The following is a 20,936-nucleotide window of genomic DNA, read 5'->3' on the forward strand; positions in this document are numbered from 1 at the left end:
CTTCGTACAGGTGCGTTTTCGTGCTGCCGTCACACGTCTCTGCGGGACGGTGCGGCGCAATAACGGCCACACACCCATGTCGTACCGTCGTCGACCAGATCAGGGAGTGCGGAGCACATGGAGCATCTTGCCCGCCGCGCCATCACGACCATGCGCGAGAATTACCACGAGCCATTAGTACTGGACGACCTGGCCCGATCGGCGATGATGAGCAAATTCTATTTCATCAGGGTCTTCCAACGCACAACGGGCGTGACGCCCGGGCGATTTCTGAGCGCGGTACGCCTGCACGAGGCCAAATCCCACCTTGTACACAGCTCGTTGAATGTGGCCGAAATATCCGCACGGGTGGGTTACAGCAGCGCCAGCACGTTCTCACGGCGCTTCACGGCCTCGGTAGGGCTCTCCCCCACCCAGTTCCGGCGAAGCGGCCGGGGCTTGCGGGAGGGCAGGTCGGCGTGCTTGGTGCGGAGCATCGCCAGGGACTTGACCAGGACCTCGCGGGTCTCTGCGGGGTCGATCACGTCGTCGACCAAGCCGCGTTCGGCCGCGTAGTACGGGTGCATCAGCTCGGCCTTGTACTCCTTGACCATCTTCTGCCGCATCGCCTCGGGGTCCTCGGCGTCTGCGATCTGACGGCGGAAGATGACGCCCGCGGCACCCTCGGCACCCATGACCGCGATCTCGTTCGTCGGCCACGCGTAGGTGAGGTCCGCGCCGATGGACTGGGAGTCCATGACGATGTAGGCACCTCCGTACGCCTTGCGCAGGATGAGCGAAATCCTCGGCACGGTCGCGTTGCAGTACGCATACAGCAGCTTCGCGCCGTGGCGGATGATGCCGCCGTGCTCCTGGTCCACACCCGGCAGGAACCCGGGCACGTCCAGGAGAGTGACGATCGGAACGTTGAACGCGTCGCACATCTGCACGAAACGCGCCGCCTTCTCCGAGGCCTCGATGTCCAGCACACCCGCCAGCGTCTGGGGCTGGTTGGCGATGATGCCGACGACCTGACCGTCCAGGCGGGCGAGCGCGCAGATGATGTTGCGCGCCCAGCACTCGTGGACCTCCAGGTACTCGCCGTCGTCGACGATCTCCTCGATGACCTTGGCCATGTCGTACGGCCGGTTGCCGTCGGCCGGGACCAGGTCGAGGAGGACGTCGCTGCGGCGGTCCACCGGGTCGTCGGAGTCCGCGCGGGGCGGGTTCTCACGGTTGTTCTGCGGCAGCAGCGAGAGGAGGTAGCGCACCTCGGCGATGCAGGTCTCCTCGTCGTCGTACGCGAAGTGGCAGACGCCGGAGGTCTCCGCGTGGACGTCCGCGCCGCCCAGGCCGTTCTGGGTGATCTCCTCGCCCGTGACCGCCTTGACCACGTCCGGGCCGGTGATGAACATCTGGGAGGTCTCGCGGACCATGAACACGAAGTCCGTCAGCGCCGGAGAGTACGCGGCACCGCCGGCGCACGGGCCCAGCATCACGGAGATCTGCGGGATGACTCCCGAGGCCTTCGTGTTGCGCTGGAAGATGCCGCCGTAACCGGCGAGGGCGGAGACGCCCTCCTGGATACGGGCGCCCGCGCCGTCGTTCAGGGAGACCAGCGGGGCGCCGGCCGCGATGGCCATGTCCATGATCTTGTGGATCTTCGTGGCGTGGGCCTCGCCCAGCGCGCCGCCGAAGATCCGGAAGTCGTGAGCGTAGACGAAAACCGTGCGGCCCTCCACCGTGCCCCAGCCGGTGATGACACCGTCGGTGTACGGCTTCTTCGCCTCCAGGCCGAACCCGGTCGCCCGGTGCCGGCGCAGCTGCTCCACCTCACGGAAGGACCCCTCGTCGAGCAGCAGTTCGATACGCTCACGGGCCGTCAGCTTGCCCTTGGCCTTCTGCGCCTCGGTCGCGCGGTCACTCGGGCCGCGGCGCGCCTGCTCACGCAGAGAATGCAATTCCGTCACACGCCTATGGGCTCCTGATCCCGGAAAATCCACATGCCCGGGCATTTCATTGGCAACTCCCGTTTTCATCGACCATCCCCCGTAGGTCACACGCACTACGGCGCGCTGATTTCCGTTCTCACGCTACACGCCACACGTGGCAGGAAGTACCCCTGTCCGCCGCCCACTTTCTTTACCGGGGCTTAATAGTGGCCCCTATTCCGGGCACACGAAAAGAGGGCCGCCCGGCAGCTTGCCGGGCGGCCCTCGGAACAGGACGCAGGATGTTCAGCCAAGGGTGAAGCGGTCCGCCAGGGGTCTTGATGCGCTGCATGCCGGCCCCCGGCACGCTGCTGCCTGTTGTCCAAGGTTGCAGAGAGGGGTGGGCCATGGTCTTGGACCCGCAGCGCTGGCTGGAGCTCCGGCGCTTCCGCGGCCTGGTGGAGTCCGGGGCGATGAGCCTGTCGGAGGTCGCCAAGGAGACCGGGGACCACCTGGCCCGAGCACGGGCAGCGGACTCCGACCGGCGGCGGACCCGTGTCCTCAAGGTCCTCGACAAGCTGGCCGCGGACGGCGAGGAGATCACCGTCTCCTCCGTTGCCCGCGCCGCCGGCGTCCACCGCAGCCTGATCCACCGGCATGGTGACCTGCACGCGGCCGTTCTCGCCCGAGCGGGCGAGCCGCGTCCCGGCACGGCGACCGGAACGCAGGTCAGCCGCCAGTCACTGCTGGCTGACGTCGCGAATCTGACAGCCCGCAACGGCCGTCTGTCCGCGCACATCACCCGGCTCGAACGGCGGCTCTCCGAGGCGTTGGGACAGGCGGCCTGGGAAACCTCCGGCCTCGGCGCCCCGGCTGACGTCGAGACACTCGCGCGTCGGACCGCCGAGCTGGAACAGCAGATCCTCGACCTCCGCGCCGAACTCACCGAACGGGACGAGGACCTTGAAGCCGCCCGCGCTGCGAACCGTGAGCTGATGGCCCAGGTCAACCGCTGACGCCATCGCCGTCACCCCCACCACGCCGGGGCGGCGGCGTTGATCGCCAGATGCACCGTGTTGTCCGCGACGATGACCAGGGCGTTCGCAAGCCCCGACGGCACGGTCACCGGCGAGCCCTGGTTCACCTGCGCATCAGCCCACTTCACCCGCCGCGAGGCGGGCGCCAGCAGGTTCCTCGCCCAGACCAGATACTTCGCGGCCCGATAGCGGTCCAGCACGATATGCGTCACCACGATCGCAGCCAGCGCGAGCGGAGACTGCGTGATCAGCAAGAACGGCAGTCCATACGGGCTCAGCGAAGTTAGTGGGGGTCGGGCTGGCACAGCGCTCCACTTGGCCATTCGGAGACACGGCCGTCTCGGCCGGCCCCACGGCTGGGTCAGCCCGGCTTGACCGCCAGCGTCGCAAAATAGTGCGACATGTATTGAGCGGATGCGTTGGATTGGTGCGGCGCTTCCGTGAAGCCGGTGAGGACGAACCCCGCGGCAAGTTGCCCGCCGATCTGGTCGGTGAGGGTGTGGCTGTATTCAAGAGGGGCATCCGCGCCGAACTTCGTGGCGCGTTCCTCGGCCGAGTACTGCGTGACATCGCTGTAGGGCAGCTTGTGCACGACGATCAGCTCGCCGCGCTCGTCGAGCGCCTCGTGGTCGAACAAGTACACATCAGGGTTGAGGAAGCCCACGAGCAGAGTTCCGCCCGGTCGCAGGACGCGGAAGCACTCACGCCACACCGGTGCCAAGTCTGGTACGAATACGTTAGAGACCGGATGGAGTACGACGTCGAATGTTGCGTCGCCGAAGGCGCTGAGGTCGCGCATGTCGCCTAGGACGGTGCGCAGCTCGAGTCCGTCGCGCGCCGCCACCATCTGGTCCTGGCCGAGCTGGCGGGGTGAGTTGTCGAATACGGTGACCCGCGCGCCTGCGGCGGCGAGGATCGGACCCTGCTGGCCACCGCCGGAGGCCAGGCACAACACGTCCTTGCCGGTCAGGTCCGTCGGCAGCCAGGAGCGGTCGACTGGCTCACGCCCGATGAGAACAATCGACCAGTCGCCCATGCGGGCGCGCTCGACATCCTCAGCACTCACCGGCCTCGACCACTCGTTGCCCTCTTGGACATACTTGTCCCAGGCTGCCCGATTGTGGGCAACGGGGTCGACAACAATGTCCTGCACGTTTAACTCCCTGCTACAGCCAAGCGGACACCGGCGGTACTGACAGTTCGGTGCCGCTAGCCAACACGATTGCAGGGTGCGGGCTCAACGAGATTAGCGGGCATCGAGGTGTCCACGGGCTCGACGGGTGGTCGCGCAGCGGGTGCGGAAGCGCTGGTTGCCGGGGTTGCGGAAGCCGTAGGCGTCGCGGGCGATTGTCTTGATGACCTGGTTGGTGCCTTCGGAGCCGGCGTTGGTGATCCCCGTGTGCAGGAACGCAAGGATCTCCCGCCACCATGTCTCGACGGTTGTGGCCAGGCGCTGCAGTTCGGGAAGGTCGGCGTCGGCGCATCGGCGGTAGGTGCGCGACACCTGTCGCACACACGACACGCACTGGTGCATACCGCTGAGCTGGGCAACCCTGACGCCCACCGGGGTCACCCGCCCCTCAACGCCGAGAGAAGCAACGTGGCGGTCGCCGGCTTTTCTGCGATGGTCGTAGTGGGCCCTGGCGCCCTGTGATTTGGTAAGGGAGACGAACGCCCACACGTAGCCGACTGCGGCCAGTCGCTGGTTCTTGACCTTGCGGCTCATGACCTTGCAGCTTTTGCCGCTAGCGCGGGTGACCGGGGCACTTCCGGCGTATGCCTTGAGCGAGCTGGCGCTCGCGAACCGGCTTCGGTCGTCGCCGATCTCCGCAAGGACTCGGGCTCCGGTTAAGGATCCGAGCTCTGGAAAACTGCGGATGATCGCTGCGTCCGGATGCTTCTCGAAGGCTTGAGCAGTGGCTTCTTCAAGCTGGTCGGCATTGAGGCAGGCAGTGTTCAGTCTCCTGAGCAGGGCAGATGTCTGCTGACCGAGGGCCTCTTCGATCTGCGGGGCCTGGTGGAGGTAGTCGCGCTGGAAGACTTCGTGCAGTCTGTCGGCTTCGGCCTGGATACCGCGTACTCGGCCGGCCTGCTTGAGCAGGGACTGCAGGCGACGCCGTGTCAGTTTTGCGGCTGCTGTCGGAGTTGGAGCCGCAGCAAGGATCACGCGTGCTTCGCGGGCATAGAGGCCGTGCTTGTGGTCGGCGAGCGCTTCCAGGATGGCTGGGTAGAACTCGCGCAGCTGGGAACGGAGCTTGTTCAATGCCTGGCCGCGGTCCCAGACGGCATCCTGCTGGGCCCGGGCAAGCACCGCGATGGCCTGGACGAGCTCGGAATCCGCAGGCAGCGGCCGGTGGGCGGCCATGTCGGTCCGAAGGATGTTCGCCAGCGCCGCGGCGTCGACGGCATCAGACTTCTTGCGGGCGATGGAGTGGCGGTCCCGGTAGCGGGCGACTGCCAGCGGGTTGATTGCGTAGACCGGCCGTCCGGTGGCCCGCAGGCAGGAGACCAGAAGCCCACGGGAGGTCTCGATCGCGACGGGGATCGGGGCGTCCGCGCAGTCGCCGTGCTCAATCAGCAGCGCGGTGAGCTGAGCGAATCCTTCGGCATCGTCGCTGATCCGCTGCTTGGCGAGTTGCTTCCCACCCGCGTCGACCAGCGCGATGTCGTGGTGGGGTCGGCGCGGAGCGCGGTACTGGGATTCCTCCCAGCCCGTTTCTCCACGCCGCCCTCCCGAACCGGACGTGCGAGTTGGCCCCGCATCCGGCTCTCCACAAGCCCCGTTGAGCAGTTGCTTTCCTCAGGTCGTGCTGGGCCAGGGCGACGGGATGGTCGTCCCTCGGGGCCGGTATCGCGTGGTGACTACCGAGCCCGGGTTGAACAGGACGACGCTCCCGTCGTGCGGCCACCATCCGCCGTCGCAGTAGCGGCGACGGAGTTCCTTCCACCCGGTGCCGAGGTGCTTGCGTCGGAGCCATCCGAAGACCTGACGCCATACGATCATGCGCAGGTATTGGAAGGCCCGGGCGGACACCCCAGGGCGGAAGTAGGCGGTCCAGCCCCGCAGCGCCTGGTTGAGCTTGTGCAGCAGGACTGCCAGCGGCAGGCTGACGTTCATCCGGCAGAGCGCCTTCGTCTTGGCCTTGATGGACCGAAGTGCCTTCTTGGCCGGGTAGTTGTAGACGTACTGCCGGTCAGTTCCCCGCTTCTGATGGCGCTGGATGCGCCAGCCAAGGAAGTCGAGGCCCTCGTCGATGTGCGTGATCAGCGTCTTCTCCTCCGACAGCCGCAGGCCGACGGTGGAGAGGACCTCCGCCACTTCGGGAAGCAGTGCCTCCGTGTGAGCTCGGGTTCCCGAGACCAGAATGACGAAGTCGTCCGCATACCGGATCAACCGGTAGTTGGCCAACCCCTTCTGGCGCCGGGTGAACCGTCGCTTCGGGCTGGTCTGCGGCCCGCCCTCGATCTGGATGAAGTGCTCGTCCAGGACCGAGAGGGCCACATTGGCCAGCAGCGGCGAGAGAATCCCGCCCTGCGGGGTGCCAGTGACCGTCTCCTTGGAGGTGCCAACCTCGGTGAGGATGCCCGCCTTCAAGAACGCCTTCACCAGCGCGAGCACGCGCTTGTCCCCGATCCGAGCCCGCACCCGGTCCATCAGGGCCGAGTGCGAGATCTCGTCGAAGCACGCCGTGATGTCGCCCTCCAGCACCCATTCGTACGTCTTGGATGCCAGAAAACGCGTCTCGGCCATCGCGTCATGCGCCCGCCGGTTGGGGCGGAAGCCGTACGAGCACGGAGCAAAGTCCGCCTCGAAGATCGGCTCCAACACCAGCTTCAAGGCCGCCTGGACCACCCGGTCGGCCACAGTCGGAATCCCGAGGCGGCGCCGCTTGCGCGACCCCGGCTTGGGGATCATCCGTTCCCTGACCGGCACCGGACGGAAACTGCGGGACTTCAACTGCTCCCGCAACTCGGCAAGGAACCCCGCCGCGCCGAACCGTTCCCGGACGAAGGTGACGGTCATGCCGTCCACTCCGGCCGAGCGTGCGCCCTTGTTCCCCGCAACCCGCTCCCCGGCCATGGCCAGGAACGCGGGATCACAGACGAGGTTGTACAGATCGTCGAACCGACGATGAGGATCGTCGTTCGCCCAACGGTGCAGCTTGGTCTGGATCTCCAGTACCCGCCGCTCAGCCCGGAACGAGCCGAGCAGCGGATCACTCGTATTCACCAGCGGCCTCCTGGTCTTCCAGCACTTCCACTACTGACTTGCTGGCCCCCTTCGCCATGCGGCCGGCTTTCCCGACCTCGGACTACTACGGAGCCTCCGCCCCGCCCGGCGCCGCCAGCAGACGACGTGCCTGTCCTTCCGCCGCGCTGGCTGCGCGAGGCGAGGACGACACCGGACGGTTCCCACGTTCACTTGAAAGTCGATCGACGGGTGAGGCGTGCCCAGCTCTACCCCTGCGGCATCGCCACGGCTACGCCGCAGACATTCACCGTGACCTCCTGGCCGTTGATCACATGGCGACCAGGAGTTACCCGCTCTCGCACAACAAGCAGGTACGCACCGCGACCAGCCCATATCCGCCAGATTTGAGCTGGTGGGCCGTTAAGGGGCGTCAGACACCGGTTCCTCTCGTACACCTTCCCGTCTCGCTGACCGGACCCGCACCATCTGGCAGTACTGGCACGTCCCGGCGTTGTCAGGGCTGCTCCCACCCTCCCCGGCGCCTCCCGGATCAGGCTGCCCTCAGCTTCACCCGACCGCTGCGACGGCCAGGAGTCGAAGGTCTCTCACCCCCGCTCGACTTCAAGCGCCTCGTGGCGCACATGGTCTTCAGCCCAGTCCACCCCGCAGAACACGGGCGTCGGTAACGCGGTAATCTCCATGCAGCCCTCCTCTGTCGTGACTCTTTGCCCAAGTCAGAGCCTGTGCAGGGCGCGCGTGCTCCCTAATGGAAGTGCTCAAGGCACGTCATCCCACCAGCCGTTCGCAACCCCAGCGAGTCGTGCGGCCCTCGGTCTGCTTCGGAGCTGAAGCTCAGGCAGTGGAGAGAGGTGGTCCGCACAACTGGCTCGCACTGCGAACAGCGAACCGCTTCAGGAACAGAGAGCGAGCGCGACGGCGCAAGGCGTCCTGACTTGCACCATCACGACCACTCTGGTGCTTTTGCAGGCAGGCCTGCGCTCGTCTCGTATGTCTCGATGTCCGCTGATGGGCGCGGAGTTGACCTCGTCTTGTCAACAGGACTCGATGGTCCGGGCATACTCAAAGGCTCGCTCCGCGCCCTGAAGGACGGCGCAGCCCCAACCATGATCAGGGCTCGCCTGCCGACCTTCGGGTCCCATTAGGCCTACTCGTCTCGCGGAAACCGCGCTCACCTGCGCAGACGCGGCATCAAGGCTGTCATCCCGGAGAAGCGGGACCAGGCCGCGAACCGGAAGAAGAAGGGCTCTGGCGGCGGTCGGCCCGTCAGCCACGACGCGGACCTGTACAAGGAGCGCAACACCGTCGAGCGGCTGATCAACAAGTTGAAGGCCTGGCGGGGCATCGCCAGCCGGGACGCAGCGCTGGGCGTGTCGTCCGAGACCGATGGTTACCGTTGGGGCCGGCGCTGATGATCCGTTGCCGCCGCTGCGCACAAGGAAGGGAACATTTCAATGGTCCATGAGCCGATCTTGGTACTTGCGGCAACCGGGGGACAGGGCAGGGCTGTGACCGACGCACTGCTGGGTCGCCGGGCCCGGGTCCGCGCGCTGGTGCGCGACCCCCAGCGGAAAGCGGCGCGGGAACTGGCCGACCAGGGTGTCGAAGTGGTGGCGGGATCCTTGAGCGATCGCAGGTCGCTCATCACCGCGATGCGCGGGGCGGCCGGGGTCTTCGCGTTCACCACTCCGTTCGAGGCCGGCGTGGAAGCGGAGGTGGTCCAGGGACAGACAATCCTGGCTGCCGCCAGGGAGGCGGGGGTGCCGCATCTCGTGTTCAGCTCGGTCGCCGGAGCCGACCAGCGGAGCGGCGTACCGCATTTCGACAGCAAGGCACGCATCGAGGCCGAGCTGACCGCCGGCGAGGTGCCCCATACGATTCTGGGGCCGACGTATTTCTTCGACAACGCTCTCGGCGGAGCAGAGCGCGTTGTCGATGGCACTCTCGATCTGCCGCTCCCGCCCGATCGGCCGTTGCAGCAGCTTGCCCGCACCGACCTTGGTGCGTTCGCGGCGGAAGTGCTGCTCAACCCCGCACCTTACGTCGGGCAGCGTATTGAGCTGGCCGGCGATGCACCCACTCCCACGCAGATGGCGGCTGCGCTCGGCGCGGCGCTGGGACGGGAAGTCCGCCATAGGCAAGTACCTCTGACGGCAGTCGTCAATCCGGACATGCATGCGATGTGGACGTTTCTGAACGGACCCGGCTACCGCGTCGACATCCCCGCACTGCACGCTGCTCATCCGGAGGTCCCTTGGAGCAGCTTCGCCGATTGGGCGCACCGCACGTTCGCAACCGCGGCCCGCTGAAGCAGCCACGCCAATACGGTCACGGTATTTGAGTTGATTCGCGGACACTTCCTGGTGCTACATCCACCTCATGGGCACCATCCTGCGGCCGCGGCCGACATCCTCGGCCGCTCCACAGCCTCGCTGCCGCCGCTGCGCGACGGGATCGCCACGACTCCCCTTACGGGCCGGCAGGCGGCGTGTGGACTGCCGACCCGGAGCACGGTCCAGAGGTGGCGCGCCGCATCCGCACCGGCACGTTCACCGTCAACGGCGCATCCCGCGACATGCGTGCCCGCAACCTCGCTCCGCTGCCGGCCGACATCGACCACGCCGTGGCCGCCGCGGTGCCGATCTCCGGGCTGACCGCATGGCAGGGCCTGTTCGACCATGGCCGCCTCACCACAGGACAGACCGTCCTGGTCCACGGTGCCGCGGGCGGCGTCGGCTCAATCGCGGTGCAGCTCGCCCAAGAGGTCGGTGCCCGAGTCATCGGCACCGGCCGGGCCTCCGCCCGGGACAGGGCGCTCGCGCTCGGCGTGGACACCTTCCTCGACCTGGAGACCGAGAAGCTCGAGCACGCCGGCGACGTCGACGTCGTGTTCGACGTGATCGGCGGGGACATCCTCGACCGCTCGGCCACCCTGGTACGAGCCGGCGGCACCCTTGTCACCATCGCCATGCCGCCCAAGGTCCAACCCCGGTACGGGCGGGCCGTCTTCTTCGTCGTCGAACCCGACCGCACCCAGCTCACCGACCTCGCCGCGCGGCTGAGAGACGGACGGCTCAAGCCGATCATCGGCGCCGTACGGCCGCTCGCCGAAGCACCCGCCGCGTTCATCCCCGACAAGCGCACCCCCGGCAAGACGATCATCCGAGTCACCGAGGACTGAACACGAGACCCATCGTGATCGGAATGCGGATCGCCAGTGGCCTCCTGACGGTCGCTGCGCTAGTGCCGCATCAGGCAACGTTCGCCCTGGGTGGTCTGCGACGATGGCTCCATTCCGCATTCGTGATGTCGAGGCCATCGCCTCTGTGTCCTCAGTCGCCGGTCCGATCCTGGTCGTGCGCGTAGGCGTCAGCAGCGGCCTCCTCACCGGGGCTGTGCGGCAGCGAGGCCGACGGCGAATCTCCGGCCGAGGAGAGCAGGCCGGAAAAGTAGCGCTCCAAGCGGGTGGCGAACCTCGATCCCGGCGCCGTGGCTGCCACCTCGGCCGCGTCGGGTGCTGTGTCCACGTCGCGCAGGAGCGGCAGGTCGCGCACCCGAAGGCCCGCCCCGGTGAGGCGGTCGCGCTGGGCGGCGCCGGTGTACGCGGTGGACATCGGGATGCCTCGCAGCAGCGCCGGGTCGGGCACAGCCAGGCCGAGCGCCCAGAACCCGCCGTCCTTCGCCGGGCCGAACCACGCGTCGCACTCCCGCCATGCGCCGGGATCCATCACGGGGGCGAGGAGCTTCGGCGTGAGCTGTGGGGTATCCATGCCGACCAGTAGCGCGGGGCCGTCCGTCACGGCGGCGAAGGCCGCGGCCAGCCGCTCGTCCAGGCCGCCGGACGCCTGCGGGATCACCTCGATGCCAGGCGGCAGCCAGCGTCCAGGCGCGCCGTCCAGAAAGAGCACTCGGCGGCGGGCCGGGCAGCGCAGTACGGTCTCGAGGGTGTCGGCGAGCGCCGCCTCCGCCAGCGCGGCCGCCTGGGCGGGGGTGAACGGCGGGGTGAGCCGGGTCTTGACGTGCCCAGGCCGTGGCTCCTTGGCGATCACCAACAGCGCGGTCGGGCTGACCGCGCTCTCAGCCGTCGACCCGACCGGGCCGCTCACCGGAGTACTCTCGCCGGACGCCGCGGCGGCTCGCTGAGCACCGCGCGCATGTCGCGCACCGCGTGCCAGGTGCCACGCCAGGTTCCCGTGATCTTGGAAGGTCCGGTGCGCGGGTAGTACGGCACGTCGACCTCGCGCACCCGCCATCCGGCGCCGGCGGCGCGCACGACCATCTGCAACGGGTAGCCGGACCTGCGGTCGGTCAGGTCCAGGTCGAGCAGGGCCTCCCGGCGGGCCACTCGCATCGGACCGAGGTCGTGCAGGCGCAGGCCGGTGCGGCGGCGGATCAGCCGGGCCAGTTGGCGATTGGCGAGCCGGGCGTGCATCGGCCAGGCCCCGCGCGTCGTCGGCCTGCGCCGCCCGAGCACCAGGTCCGCCTCACCGTCCAGGACAGGCTGGGCGAGGGACGGCAGCAGCCCCGGGTCGAGGGAGGCGTCGCAGTCGCAGAAACAGACCACGGGCGCGGTGGCGGCGCGCAGCCCGGCCGCACAGGCGGCGCCGAAGCCGCGCACCGGTTCGCCCACGACATACGCGCCCAGCGAAGCGGCGAGTTCGGCGGATCCGTCGGTCGAGCCGTTGTCGACGACCACGGCTCGCCAGCCGGGCGGGATCCGCTTCAACACCCAAGGAAGGGCGGCCGCTTCGTCGAGGCACGGGAGTACGACGTCCGCAAGGGGTCGATGCCTCTCGGTCACGTTTTTCAGCGTACGGTGAGAAATGGGGGTTGGCGCGCCCGGATCGCACCGGACGCAGGCCGACGCACCGTCTCCGATGTCGGTCGGCGCGGTTCGGACGCCGGGCGCTTCCGTCGTGTGAGGGCCGCAACGTATCCGACGGCTGCCGGTTCAAGGCCCACTCCCACGCGCGCGTTACCGAGGTGCCGTTGCCGTGCCACGCAGGGAGGCCTTCGCGAACTCCTGCATGCCGTCGGCGAACGGTACCTGGGGCAGCCAGCCGAGTTCCTTGCGCAGCCGTGACGAGGAGGCGGTGATGTGGCGGACGTCGCCGAGTCGGTACTCGCCGGTCACCACCGGCTCGGGCCCGCCGCAGGCAGCGGAGAGCGCGGTGGCCATCTCCCCCACGGTGTGCGGGCTCCCGCTGCCGACGTTGTAGGCGCGCAGTGTGCCCTCCGGGATCGCCGCACCGACCGCGCCGAGCGCCGCCAGGTTGGCGGCGGCCACGTCCCCGACGTGGATGAAGTCCCGGCGCTGACGGCCGTCCTCGAAGACTCGGGGCGGCTCGCCGCGGGCGAGCGCGGAGCGGAAGAGCGAGGCCACCCCGGCGTACGGGGTGTCGCGCGGCATGCCCGGCCCATAGACGTTGTGGTAGCGCAGGGCGACCGCCCGGCCGCCGGTGGCCCGGGCCCAGGCGGCGGCCAGGTGCTCCTGGGCGACTTTCGTCGCCGCGTAGACGTTGCGCGGGTCGGGCGGCGCTTCCTCCGGCACCAGGCCGGGGGTCAGCGGTTCGCCGCAGCGAGGGCAGAGGGGCTCGAACCGCCCGGCGTCCAGGTCGGCGACCCGGCGCGGGCCGGGCCGGACGGTCCCGTGGTGGGCGCAGTCGTAGCGGCCCTCGCCGTAGTAGACCATCGATCCGGCCAGGACGAGTTCGCTCACCCGCAGCCGGGCCATGGCAGCGAGCAGGACGGCGGTGCCCAGGTCGTTGCACCCCACGTAGGCGGGCGCGTCGTCGAAGTCCCGGCCCAGGCCGACCATTGCCGCCTGGTGGCAGACGGCGTCCACCGTGTGCAGCGCCTCCTCGACCGCCGTTCGGTCCCGCACGTCGCCGCGCACGAACGCGACACCGGGCGGGAACTGCGGGGGCTCGGGGGACCGCACGTCCAGCACGCGCACCTCATGTCCGGCCTCGACCAACGCACCGACGACATGGGAGCCGATGAACCCTGCCCCACCCGTGACGAGAATCAGCACGCCTTCGAGGCTACGGCTGGATCCGCATACGCGGCGCGGCGAGTCCGTCCGGCGCGTTCGCGACTGCCACTGTGGCGGGTGTGGGAGTACGTACGCTCTGCGCCATCACGCTCCTCGCCGCCCTCACGGCCGTCGTCGCCGCAACCCTCCGCACAGGCGGTGATCTCGGCCGTCCGGCTGCGCTGTTGTACTGGTACGCCGCCGCGTGGGTGCTGTTCGCCGGCGCGGTGTGGGTGGTACGGCGCGTGCCGTTGCGCACCGCCGTGGCGCTGATCCTGGCCGGCGGGATCGCCCTGTGCGTGGCGGCACTCTCGGCTCCGCCACGCACCAGCGACGACATGTACCGCTACGCGTGGGACGGCAAAGTGCAGGCCGTGGGAGTCTCCCCGTACGCCTACCCGCCTGACGCGCCGCAGCTTGCCCGGTTGCGTGATCCATGGCTCTTCCCTGCCGGGACCGCGTGCCGTGGGTGGGACCTCCGCTCAGGGAGGGGTGTGTGCACGCACATCAACAGGCCGTCCGAACGCACGATCTACCCGCCCGTGGCCCAGGGGTGGTTCCTGCTGGTACATGCCGTCTCCCCGGCGGGCGGGCGGCACAAGCCGCTGCAACTCGCCGGCGCCGTGCTCGCCGTCGCCACGACGGTGGCGCTGCTGCTGGTGCAGCGGCGTAGGTGTGGTGACACGTGGTGGGTGGCGCTGTGGGCATGGTGTCCGGCCGTGCCGTTCGCCGCGGTCAACGACGCCCATGTGGACACTCTCGGAGTACTGCTCACGGTGGCCGCGCTCGTGACGGCCGCGGGAGCACGCCGTGGAGCGCTGCTCGGGGCGGCGATCGTCGTCAAGCTGCTGCCCGCACTCACCCTTCCCGGCGCGCTGTCGGGGGTGCTGGCCCCCGGACGCAGCCCGCGTACCCGGCTCCGGGAGACGGCGAGCGTGCTGCTCGCCGCCGTTGGTGTCGTGGCGCTCGCCTATCTCCCGTACCTGCTGACGCCCGGTTCCTCGGTACTGGGTTATCTGCCCGGCTATCTGCGGGAGGAGGGGTACGAGTCGGGTGACGTCGGCCGGTTCGCGCTGCTGCGGCTGGTGCTCCCGGACACGTGGGCCGGTCCGGCCGCTGTCACACTGGTCGCGCTCAGCGCCTGGCATGTCCTGCGGCGCGGCGATCCAGAGCGACCGTGGCACGGTTCGCTGCTGGTCACAGGCACTGCGCTGCTGCTCACCTCGCCCGCGTACTACTGGTACGCGCTGCTCGTCGTGGCCCTCGTGGCAATGGGTGGCCAATGGGAATGGCTCGCCGTCGCTGCTGCGGGCACCGTGCTGTATGTCGCCGGCGCACTGCAGTGGCATGGCGTCCAGGCTTCTGCGTACGGGCTGGCCGCTGTGACGGTGCTTGCCGGTGCACTCGTCCGGAGGCGGGCACATGGCGGCAAAGACGGGCGGCGGGACAGTGCGGGAGGACAGGCGTGTCAGCCACACCAGCAGTAAGGGGGTCAACGGTGGCGGCGGCTGAAGACGACCATCCGTAAGACGGTGAAGCGCACCACGGTCACCAGGGCAAAGCTCGGTGCGAGCACCAGGGTCTCCGCCGCTGGTGAGGCGGTGGTCCGGTAGTGACGGAAGAACAGGACAGCGCCCGAGGTGACCAGGTACGCCAGGACGAACAGGCCACCCGCGGCCAGATGCGCCTGGAGGACCCGGACCGTGGAACCACGAAAGGTCAGCCGGCGGTTGGCCTCCGTGTTGAGGACAGTGACGACAAGAAGGGAGGCGAAATTGGCCAGGATGGGCGGCGACCAGTGACGCAGAAACCAGTACAGCAAGGCCTGGGCCACCGTGGAGGCGACGCCGATCACGACGAACCAGAGCACGTCCCTGGTCAGTGCGGTGCGGCCGGGCCGGATCAAGGCGCTGTGCCGTGCGCTGAGGCGTCGCACTCCACCATCATGAGGCCACTGTGCGACCCGTCGAGCGGTGCGGAGCGCCGGTTCGGCCTTTCGACTGGCGGCAGACACCCGCATGCACCACCGGAACGGAAAGCCGACCCGATCTGTGCCAGTTTGTAGCTGACACGTTGACAGGCACTGACGGCGCGGTGGGGTTCGTCCACCCTCTGAGAGTCGCCCTGGGGCCGCCGGGCGCCGGAACGGAGGAGGCAGCCGATGGACAGTGGTGGACGGCCGCCGGCCCCGGGCTCCGGCGGGCCGCAGCGTCCCGAATCGGACGAGGATCACGTGCAGGGGCGCCTCGAACGCATTCGCGCTGCCGCTGCGGCGTGGGCCGCCAAGGGCTCCGCTCGTGCCCGGGCCCTCGTGCGGCGGGTCGAGCAGACTCCCCCGCCCCCGGGGCCGTTCCGTCCCGGCTTCTGGCGCAGTCCCATCCGCGGGCCCTGGCTGACGTCCGTGTTCGGCCTGGTGCTGCTGATCGGCATCCCGCTGCTCTTCGTGACCGGCGCCCTGTCCTACGCCGCCTACAACCCCAGCCTCGGCGCACTCAACGACCAGACCCCGGACAAGGGTCTGCTGGGCTTCTACCTGTTCGACTGGCCCACACATCCGTACTGGCTGTACCGACTGACCCAGGGCGTGCACGTGACGCTCGGCGTGGTCCTGGTGCCGGTGGTACTGGCCAAACTGTGGTCGGTGATCCCGAAGCTGTTCGAGTGGCTGCCGATCCGCAGCGCCGCCCATGCGCTGGAGCGGCTGTCGCTGCTGGCGCTGGTGGGCGGGGTCGTCTTCGAGTTCGTCACCGGGATCCTCAACATCCAGCTTTACTACGTCTTCCCGGGCTCCTTCTACACCCTGCACTTCTACGGCGCCTGGGTGTTCATCGCCGCGTTCATCGTCCATGTGAGCCTGAAACTCGGCCGGATGACCCGTTCCCTGCGCTCCCGCAACCTGCGGACGGAGCTGCGCACCGGGCTCGCCGGCACCCGGCCGGAGCCACCCGACCCGGACGGCCTGGTCGCGCTCGAGCCCGCGGCGCCGACCATGAGCCGGCGCGGCGCACTCGCCATGGTGGGGGGCGGTTCGCTGCTCCTCCTGGTGGTCACCGCGGGACAGAGCATCGGCGGCCGGCTGCGAAGGACCGCCCTTCTCGCGCCGCACAACCGTGACCCGGGTGGCGGCCCGAAGGACTTCCAGATCAACAAGACGGCCGCTTCCGTCGGCGTCACCCCCGCCCATGTCGGGCCGGATTGGCGGCTGGAGGTCCGCGGCCACGGACCGACGCACGTCCTCACCCGCGCACAGCTCCTCGCGATGCCCCAGCATGCCGCCGCACTACCGATCGCCTGCGTGGAGGGATGGTCCACCGACAACCAGCACTGGAGCGGCCTTCGGCTGGCCGACCTCGCCGCCCTGGCCGGCCTCCCCGACGCCGCAAACGTCCTGGTGGAGTCAGTCCAACCGCCCGGCCCCTACAGCTCGGTGGTACTGCGGGGCAACCAGATCCACGACCCCCGATCGCTGCTCGCCCTGCGAGTCAACGGCGCGGACCTCTCGCTCGACCACGGCCACCCAGCCCGCGTCATCGTCCCGGCCAACCCCGGCGTGAACAACACCAAGTGGGTGCACCGGCTCACCTTCAGGACGTGACCATGGCGCGCTTCGTCCGTTGGTACGGCTCCGGTCCCCTCCATCTTCTCGTCCTGATCGCCTCGTTCGCCCTCACCGGCTACGCCATGGTGCGCATGTTCGCTGTCCGCCCGCTCGAGGTCGCGATCTGGTTCGTCGGCGCGGCGATCGTCCACGACCTGATCCTGCTGCCCCTGTACTCACTCGCCGATCTGTCGGCCCACGCTGTTCTGCGGCATCGCGCCACCCGCATGCCGCAACCGCCGTGGATCAACTACCTGCGGGTGCCCACTTTCCTCTCCGGCGTGCTCCTGCTCGTCTGGTTCCCCCTCATTCTCGACCTCGCGCTTCCCTACCCGGACGCCGCACGACTGTCCGAAGGCGTCTACCTCGGCCGATGGCTGGCCATCACCGCCGTGCTCTTCGGCGCCTCCGCCCTTGCCTTCGCTCTCAAGCTCCGCCACCTCCGACGGGCCGCCCGCGCCGACGAGGAACGACCCGCACCGGGTCACGACGCCGCATCATGACATCCGGCGAGGAGCGGTCGCCCTGCGCCGGCGCAGACCCCTACGCACTGGCCCTGCGCAACGGCCACGAACGGGTCTACCTGCGGCTGGCGGACGGACGCCGGATCCGGATGCCGGTGGATCGCTGGTACGCGCATCCCACCGTGGCCGACGAGTCCGTGCTCACTCGCTGCGTCGGCCCCGTTCTCGACGTCGGGTGCGGGCCCGGCCGGCTGTGCAGGGCACTCCTGAGTCGCGGAGCTTTCGCGCTCGGCGTCGACGTGGCTCCCCGCGCGGTGGCCCATACCATCGCTCTCGGTGGAATCGCACTGCGCCGATCGGTGTTCGACCGGCTACCGGCCGAGGGAGGCTGGCAGACCGTCCTGCTCATCGACGGCAACATCGGTATCGGCGGTGACCCGCGCGCCCTGCTGTACCGCTGTATCCAGGTCACCGCCCCGACAGGTGTTCTCCTCATCGAGGTCGACCCCGACGATGTCGAGGAACGCTGCACCGCCCAGTTCGAAGACACCCATGGCCACGAAGGTCCGCCGTTTCCCTGGGCACGTCTGGGAGCACCAGCACTTCACAGGATCGCCGAGGACCTTGCCCTCAGCGTCACCGACCAGTGGAGATACGGTCACCGATGCTTCCTCGCCCTCGGCTGCCCGGACTCAGCCTCGGGACGTCGTTGCTGAGGCGGGGCTGATCACGCGGTGACGAGGAGACACGGCGTACGCCGACCGGACGCCGAGCGCGGGGCGCGACACCGGGTTGTGCCACCCGGTCGGGGCAACTGTCGGCGGCCGGCACGTGCGAGCCACCGATCGTGCTGATTGGGTGGGGTGAAATCCACCGTGCAGGGAGGCTGGAATCAATAACACTGGTCAGGCGCCTGGAGAGACCTGCGGCGCGGGCGACTCGTCACATCGTCCCGGCCGGGCCACGTCCGGCCCAAGGTGGACGGGCTGAGACGCATGAGTACGCGACCGATCGGTGACCACGCTCTGCTGTCCGACTGCCGCTCGGCCGCGCTGGTCACCTCAGGCGGCTCGGTGGACTGGCTGTGCCTGCCCCGGTTCGACAGCCCGGCGATCTTCGCTCGACTCCTCGACGAGGATGCCGGCTACTGGTCGGTCCGCCCTACCGGCCCGGTCGACATCAGCCGCCGCTACATCGAGGACACCCTTGTTCTGGAGACGACCTTCCGAACAATCGAGGGTACAGCGGTCCTGCGCGATGCCCTTGCCCTGGGGCGGCGCGAACGCGGGCACGCGCTTGGCACCGCTTCCCCCGGAATGCTCCTGCGACAGATCACCTGCACCGAAGGGTGGGTGAACATCGAGATCGCCTACGCCCCGCGCCCGGAGTTCGGACTCGTCCACCCACTCCTCTCAGCCGTGCGAGGTGGGCTCGCCGCGTACGGGGGCGCCCATTTCCTGCTGCTGTCCAGCCCCGTGGACCTGCAGGTGAGCGGCTCCACAGCGCACGGCCGAATCCCGCTCTCGGCAGGGCACCGCCTCGAATTCGCCCTGCACGTCGGGCCGGCGTGGGAAGGCGAGTCGGTGAGCTGGCGGGCGAGGCGGATCCGGCGCCGTATGTCCGACACCATCGAAGGCTGGCGCTCCTGGTCCAAGCTCCACCGCGGCTACGTCGGCCCCTGGCAGGACGAGGTGGGCCACAGCGGACGCGTGCTGCGTGCCCTGACCTTCGCTCCCACCGGCGCCATCGTCGCCGCGGCCACCACCTCCCTGCCCGAGAAAACGGGCGGGTCGCGCAACTGGGACTACCGCTACACCTGGGTCCGCGACGCGAGCTTCACCCTGCAAGCGCTCGCCACGGCCGCCTGCGAGAAGGAGAAGAATCGGTTCTTCGAATTCCTCGCGCGGGCCGCGGCAACCCAACTTGCCCGCGGTGTCGACCTGCAGATCATGTACGGCATCGGTGGCGAACGCGACCTGAGCGAGCGGCGCCTGCCTCACCTGACCGGCTGGCGCGACAGCAGCCCCGTACGGATCGGCAACGACGCCTGGCGCCAACGCCAACTCGACGTCTACGGCGAACTCCTCGACGCCGCTCACCAGACCCTTCCGCCCGGTGAGCCTCTCGACCCGGCCACCCGCACCTTCCTGGTCCAGGCGGCCGAGACAGCCGCCCAGCGGTGGACGCGACCGGATCAGGGCATCTGGGAACGACGCGGACCCAGCAGACACTTCCTCCACTCGAAACTGATGTGCTGGGTCGCCCTGGACCGCGCCATCGCCATGGCCCCCGCCCTCCAGGCCGACGAACACCTGCCCCACTGGCAGCACGAACGCGACCAGATCCGCCGAGCCATCGAACAACGCGGTTGGAACCCCCGCCTTGGCTCCTTCACCCAGGCATTCGACAGTGACGACCTCGACGCCTCCGCACTGATGCTTCCCATCGTCGGCTTCCTGCCGCCGCACGACCCCCGCGTCCAGTCCACCGTGCTGGCCGTCGCCGCCCACCTGACCGACCGAAACGGCCTGGTCCGCCGCTACCCCGCCGACGAGTTGCAGGGACAAGAAGGCGCCTTCCTGCTGTGCACCTTCTGGCTTGCCCAAGCCCTCGCGCTCACCGGCCACACCACTCGTGCACGACTCGTCTTCCAAGCCGCCCTCGCGCACGCCAACGACCTCGGCCTGCTGGCCGAAGAGACCGACTCCACCACAGCGGAGGCCCTCGGCAACTTCCCCCAAGCCTTCAGCCACATCGGGCTCATCAACGCCGCTCGCGCCATCCGCGACGCCGAGCGACGAACAATGCACACTCAGTAGACGAACACCGTATACGCGCCAACCGCCCCGCCGATCCACACGCTCACGCGGGCGCACAGTGAACGGTCGCCGCCCATCGCGCAGTCGGTCAGCGCAACGGCCGGAACTCCCTTGTGATCCCTGCCGAGCCGGCCGAGTCCACCATGCCGGCCCGCCTCGTCGAGCAGGCCGCGGGCGTCCTCGGCGGGCTCGACCTGCTGGTCGACAACGCGAGTAGGGTCCGGGCCGACAAGCTGGAGTCCATCGGCGTGGACGACATCCGGGCCGTGACAGCCGGCCCGCCGGCTACGCCGCGGTCAATGCCGCGTGTAGGGGGCTACCAGCACCGTGGTGGCGTCGGCCCGACTCCGTAGCTCTTTGAGGGTCTGGCTCGGCGAGGCGTTCCGGCCGAAGGACGCCGGCAGGGGGTTACGGAACGCATACAGCGTCAGCTGGTACTCGTGCGTGCGACCGGCAGGCGGGCAGGGGCCGTCGTACGCCGCCTCGCCGAAGTCGTTCAGGAGTTCCCGGGCACCGGGCGTCAGAGTGTGCGCCCGCGTTCCCGACGCCGTCGCCGGAAGGCCGACCTGCAGCCAGTGAATCTTCTGGTTCTCCAAGTCGACCATGGACAGGGCGAGTTCGGCGGTCCCAGCGGGGATGTTCTCGAACCTGAGCCCCGGGGAGTAGTCATGGGGGCTGTCACAGGTCATCAGAGGGAGGAACGCGCCCGACGCGTCGAAACCCTGACCCCGGCCGAGGGTGAAGCGACCTGTAGGCACCGCCGTCGCCCGGGAGACCGCACTGGACGGGGCCGACGTCGCCCGGGTGTGCCCGGAGTTTGACGAGCATGCTGCGGTCGTCAGCAGCGCGGCTACGGCAATCGCC

Annotated in this window: 17 protein-coding genes and 4 pseudogenes; 10 read left to right on the top strand and 11 right to left on the bottom strand. The window is 68.9% G+C overall.

Going from position 1 to position 20,936, the window contains the following annotated elements:
- Positions 1 to 150: 150 nt before the first annotated feature.
- Positions 151 to 555 (top strand): helix-turn-helix domain-containing protein, encoded by a 405-nt coding sequence (locus BIV24_RS36420; protein WP_425442561.1) that lies wholly within the window; start codon positions 151 to 153, stop codon positions 553 to 555.
- Here BIV24_RS36420 and BIV24_RS34800 read toward each other — a convergent pair.
- Positions 438 to 1,994 (bottom strand): annotated as a pseudogene (locus BIV24_RS34800) (acyl-CoA carboxylase subunit beta); the annotation flags it as partial. The gene BIV24_RS36420 and the pseudogene BIV24_RS34800 overlap by 118 nt on opposite strands.
- 323 nt (positions 1,995 to 2,317) lie before the next feature.
- Between BIV24_RS34800 and BIV24_RS11315 the strand changes: the two are divergent.
- Complete coding sequence (locus BIV24_RS11315) at positions 2,318 to 2,926, top strand: hypothetical protein (RefSeq protein WP_425442559.1); 609 nt, start codon at positions 2,318 to 2,320, stop codon at positions 2,924 to 2,926.
- An 11-nt stretch (positions 2,927 to 2,937) separates the two neighbouring features.
- Here BIV24_RS11315 and BIV24_RS11320 read toward each other — a convergent pair whose 3' ends face one another.
- The 5 genes and pseudogenes from BIV24_RS11320 to ltrA all read right to left on the bottom strand — a co-directional run bounded on the left by BIV24_RS11320 (position 2,938) and on the right by ltrA (position 7,178).
- Positions 2,938 to 3,201, bottom strand: coding sequence for a hypothetical protein (locus tag BIV24_RS11320; protein ID WP_071366119.1), 264 nt, complete (start codon positions 3,199 to 3,201; stop codon positions 2,938 to 2,940).
- A 107-nt stretch (positions 3,202 to 3,308) separates the two neighbouring features.
- Positions 3,309 to 4,100 (bottom strand): class I SAM-dependent methyltransferase, encoded by a 792-nt coding sequence (locus BIV24_RS11325; protein ID WP_071366120.1) that lies wholly within the window; start codon positions 4,098 to 4,100, stop codon positions 3,309 to 3,311.
- Between the two features lie 93 nt (positions 4,101 to 4,193).
- Positions 4,194 to 4,481: a transposase gene (locus tag BIV24_RS35250; protein ID WP_245766763.1), complete on the bottom strand. Its 288-nt coding sequence runs from the start codon at positions 4,479 to 4,481 to the stop codon at positions 4,194 to 4,196.
- Between the two features lie 57 nt (positions 4,482 to 4,538).
- Positions 4,539 to 5,612 (bottom strand): annotated as a pseudogene (locus tag BIV24_RS11330) (IS110 family RNA-guided transposase); the annotation flags it as partial.
- A gap of 135 nt (positions 5,613 to 5,747) precedes the next feature.
- The gene (gene ltrA / locus BIV24_RS11335; RefSeq protein ID WP_071366121.1) at positions 5,748 to 7,178 is read right to left on the bottom strand and encodes a group II intron reverse transcriptase/maturase; all 1,431 of its coding nucleotides are present in this window, start codon (positions 7,176 to 7,178) and stop codon (positions 5,748 to 5,750) included.
- A gap of 1,124 nt (positions 7,179 to 8,302) precedes the next feature.
- On the opposite strand from ltrA, the pseudogene BIV24_RS31635 reads away from it, so the two are divergent.
- The 3 genes and pseudogenes from BIV24_RS31635 to BIV24_RS11345 all read left to right on the top strand — a co-directional run.
- Positions 8,303 to 8,512, top strand: a pseudogene (locus BIV24_RS31635) (IS5/IS1182 family transposase); the annotation flags it as partial.
- Between the two features lie 99 nt (positions 8,513 to 8,611).
- Positions 8,612 to 9,466 (top strand): NmrA/HSCARG family protein, encoded by an 855-nt coding sequence (locus BIV24_RS11340; RefSeq protein ID WP_071366122.1) that lies wholly within the window; start codon positions 8,612 to 8,614, stop codon positions 9,464 to 9,466.
- Between the two features lie 269 nt (positions 9,467 to 9,735).
- Positions 9,736 to 10,338: pseudogene (locus tag BIV24_RS11345) on the top strand (NADP-dependent oxidoreductase); the annotation flags it as partial.
- Positions 10,339 to 10,489: 151 nt separating this feature from the next.
- Here BIV24_RS11345 and BIV24_RS11350 read toward each other — a convergent pair.
- From BIV24_RS11350 to BIV24_RS11360, 3 genes are all read right to left on the bottom strand, one after another.
- Positions 10,490 to 11,263 carry a TIGR04282 family arsenosugar biosynthesis glycosyltransferase gene (locus tag BIV24_RS11350; protein WP_079168176.1) on the bottom strand — a complete coding sequence of 258 codons (774 nt, stop codon included), beginning with the start codon at positions 11,261 to 11,263 and terminating at the stop codon, positions 10,490 to 10,492.
- On the bottom strand, positions 11,260 to 11,958 hold the full coding sequence (locus BIV24_RS11355; protein ID WP_071366123.1) for a glycosyltransferase family 2 protein: 699 nt from the start codon (positions 11,956 to 11,958) through the stop codon (positions 11,260 to 11,262). Before BIV24_RS11355 ends, BIV24_RS11350 begins: the two co-directional genes overlap by 4 nt.
- A gap of 174 nt (positions 11,959 to 12,132) precedes the next feature.
- Complete coding sequence (locus BIV24_RS11360; protein ID WP_071366124.1) at positions 12,133 to 13,191, bottom strand: NAD-dependent epimerase/dehydratase family protein; 1,059 nt, start codon at positions 13,189 to 13,191, stop codon at positions 12,133 to 12,135.
- A gap of 80 nt (positions 13,192 to 13,271) precedes the next feature.
- Between BIV24_RS11360 and BIV24_RS11365 the strand changes: the two genes are divergently transcribed.
- Positions 13,272 to 14,678, top strand: coding sequence for a glycosyltransferase 87 family protein (locus BIV24_RS11365; RefSeq protein WP_107459360.1), 1,407 nt, complete (start codon positions 13,272 to 13,274; stop codon positions 14,676 to 14,678).
- 5 nt (positions 14,679 to 14,683) lie between these two features.
- Here the strand turns inward: BIV24_RS11365 and BIV24_RS11370 are convergent, their stop codons facing one another.
- The gene (locus BIV24_RS11370) at positions 14,684 to 15,127 is read right to left on the bottom strand and encodes a GtrA family protein (RefSeq protein WP_071366126.1); all 444 of its coding nucleotides are present in this window, start codon (positions 15,125 to 15,127) and stop codon (positions 14,684 to 14,686) included.
- A 225-nt stretch (positions 15,128 to 15,352) separates the two neighbouring features.
- Between BIV24_RS11370 and BIV24_RS11375 the strand changes: the two genes are divergently transcribed.
- The 4 genes from BIV24_RS11375 to BIV24_RS11390 all read left to right on the top strand — a co-directional run bounded on the left by BIV24_RS11375 (position 15,353) and on the right by BIV24_RS11390 (position 20,072).
- Positions 15,353 to 16,786 (top strand): molybdopterin-dependent oxidoreductase, encoded by a 1,434-nt coding sequence (locus tag BIV24_RS11375; RefSeq protein WP_079168178.1) that lies wholly within the window; start codon positions 15,353 to 15,355, stop codon positions 16,784 to 16,786.
- Positions 16,787 to 16,788: 2 nt separating this feature from the next.
- Positions 16,789 to 17,292: a hypothetical protein gene (locus BIV24_RS11380; RefSeq protein WP_071366127.1), complete on the top strand. Its 504-nt coding sequence runs from the start codon at positions 16,789 to 16,791 to the stop codon at positions 17,290 to 17,292.
- Entirely contained in the window at positions 17,289 to 17,969 is a 681-nt protein-coding gene (locus tag BIV24_RS11385; RefSeq protein ID WP_071366128.1) for a class I SAM-dependent methyltransferase, read from the top strand. The genes BIV24_RS11380 and BIV24_RS11385 overlap by 4 nt, the downstream gene beginning before the upstream one ends.
- A 279-nt stretch (positions 17,970 to 18,248) precedes the next feature.
- Positions 18,249 to 20,072 carry a glycoside hydrolase family 15 protein gene (locus BIV24_RS11390; protein WP_071366129.1) on the top strand — a complete coding sequence of 608 codons (1,824 nt, stop codon included), beginning with the start codon at positions 18,249 to 18,251 and terminating at the stop codon, positions 20,070 to 20,072.
- A gap of 296 nt (positions 20,073 to 20,368) precedes the next feature.
- Here the strand turns inward: BIV24_RS11390 and BIV24_RS11395 are convergent, their stop codons facing one another.
- Positions 20,369 to 20,761 (bottom strand): YbhB/YbcL family Raf kinase inhibitor-like protein, encoded by a 393-nt coding sequence (locus BIV24_RS11395; protein WP_071366130.1) that lies wholly within the window; start codon positions 20,759 to 20,761, stop codon positions 20,369 to 20,371.
- Positions 20,762 to 20,936: the final 175 nt, after the last annotated feature.

It is taken from the genome of Streptomyces colonosanans, from assembly GCF_001866645.1.
In the GTDB taxonomy this organism is placed as follows: Bacteria; Actinomycetota; Actinomycetes; order Streptomycetales; family Streptomycetaceae; genus Streptomyces; species Streptomyces colonosanans.

Bases quoted from the DNA above. Each gene is read 5' to 3' on its own strand.
- BIV24_RS36420 (WP_425442561.1), top strand. From the start codon at position 151: ATGCGCGAGAATTACCACGAGCCATTAGTACTGGACGACCTGGCCCGA.
- BIV24_RS11380 (WP_071366127.1), top strand. From the start codon at position 16,789: ATGGCGCGCTTCGTCCGTTGGTACGGCTCCGGTCCCCTCCATCTTCTC.
- BIV24_RS11390 (WP_071366129.1), top strand. From the start codon at position 18,249: ATGAGTACGCGACCGATCGGTGACCACGCTCTGCTGTCCGACTGCCGC.
- BIV24_RS35250 (WP_245766763.1), bottom strand. From the start codon at position 4,481: ATGCACCAGTGCGTGTCGTGTGTGCGACAGGTGTCGCGCACCTACCGC.
- BIV24_RS11315 (WP_425442559.1), top strand. From the start codon at position 2,318: ATGGTCTTGGACCCGCAGCGCTGGCTGGAGCTCCGGCGCTTCCGCGGC.
- BIV24_RS11395 (WP_071366130.1), bottom strand. From the start codon at position 20,761: ATGACCTGTGACAGCCCCCATGACTACTCCCCGGGGCTCAGGTTCGAG.
- BIV24_RS11385 (WP_071366128.1), top strand. From the start codon at position 17,289: ATGACATCCGGCGAGGAGCGGTCGCCCTGCGCCGGCGCAGACCCCTAC.
- BIV24_RS11375 (WP_079168178.1), top strand. From the start codon at position 15,353: ATGGACAGTGGTGGACGGCCGCCGGCCCCGGGCTCCGGCGGGCCGCAG.
- BIV24_RS11340 (WP_071366122.1), top strand. From the start codon at position 8,612: ATGGTCCATGAGCCGATCTTGGTACTTGCGGCAACCGGGGGACAGGGC.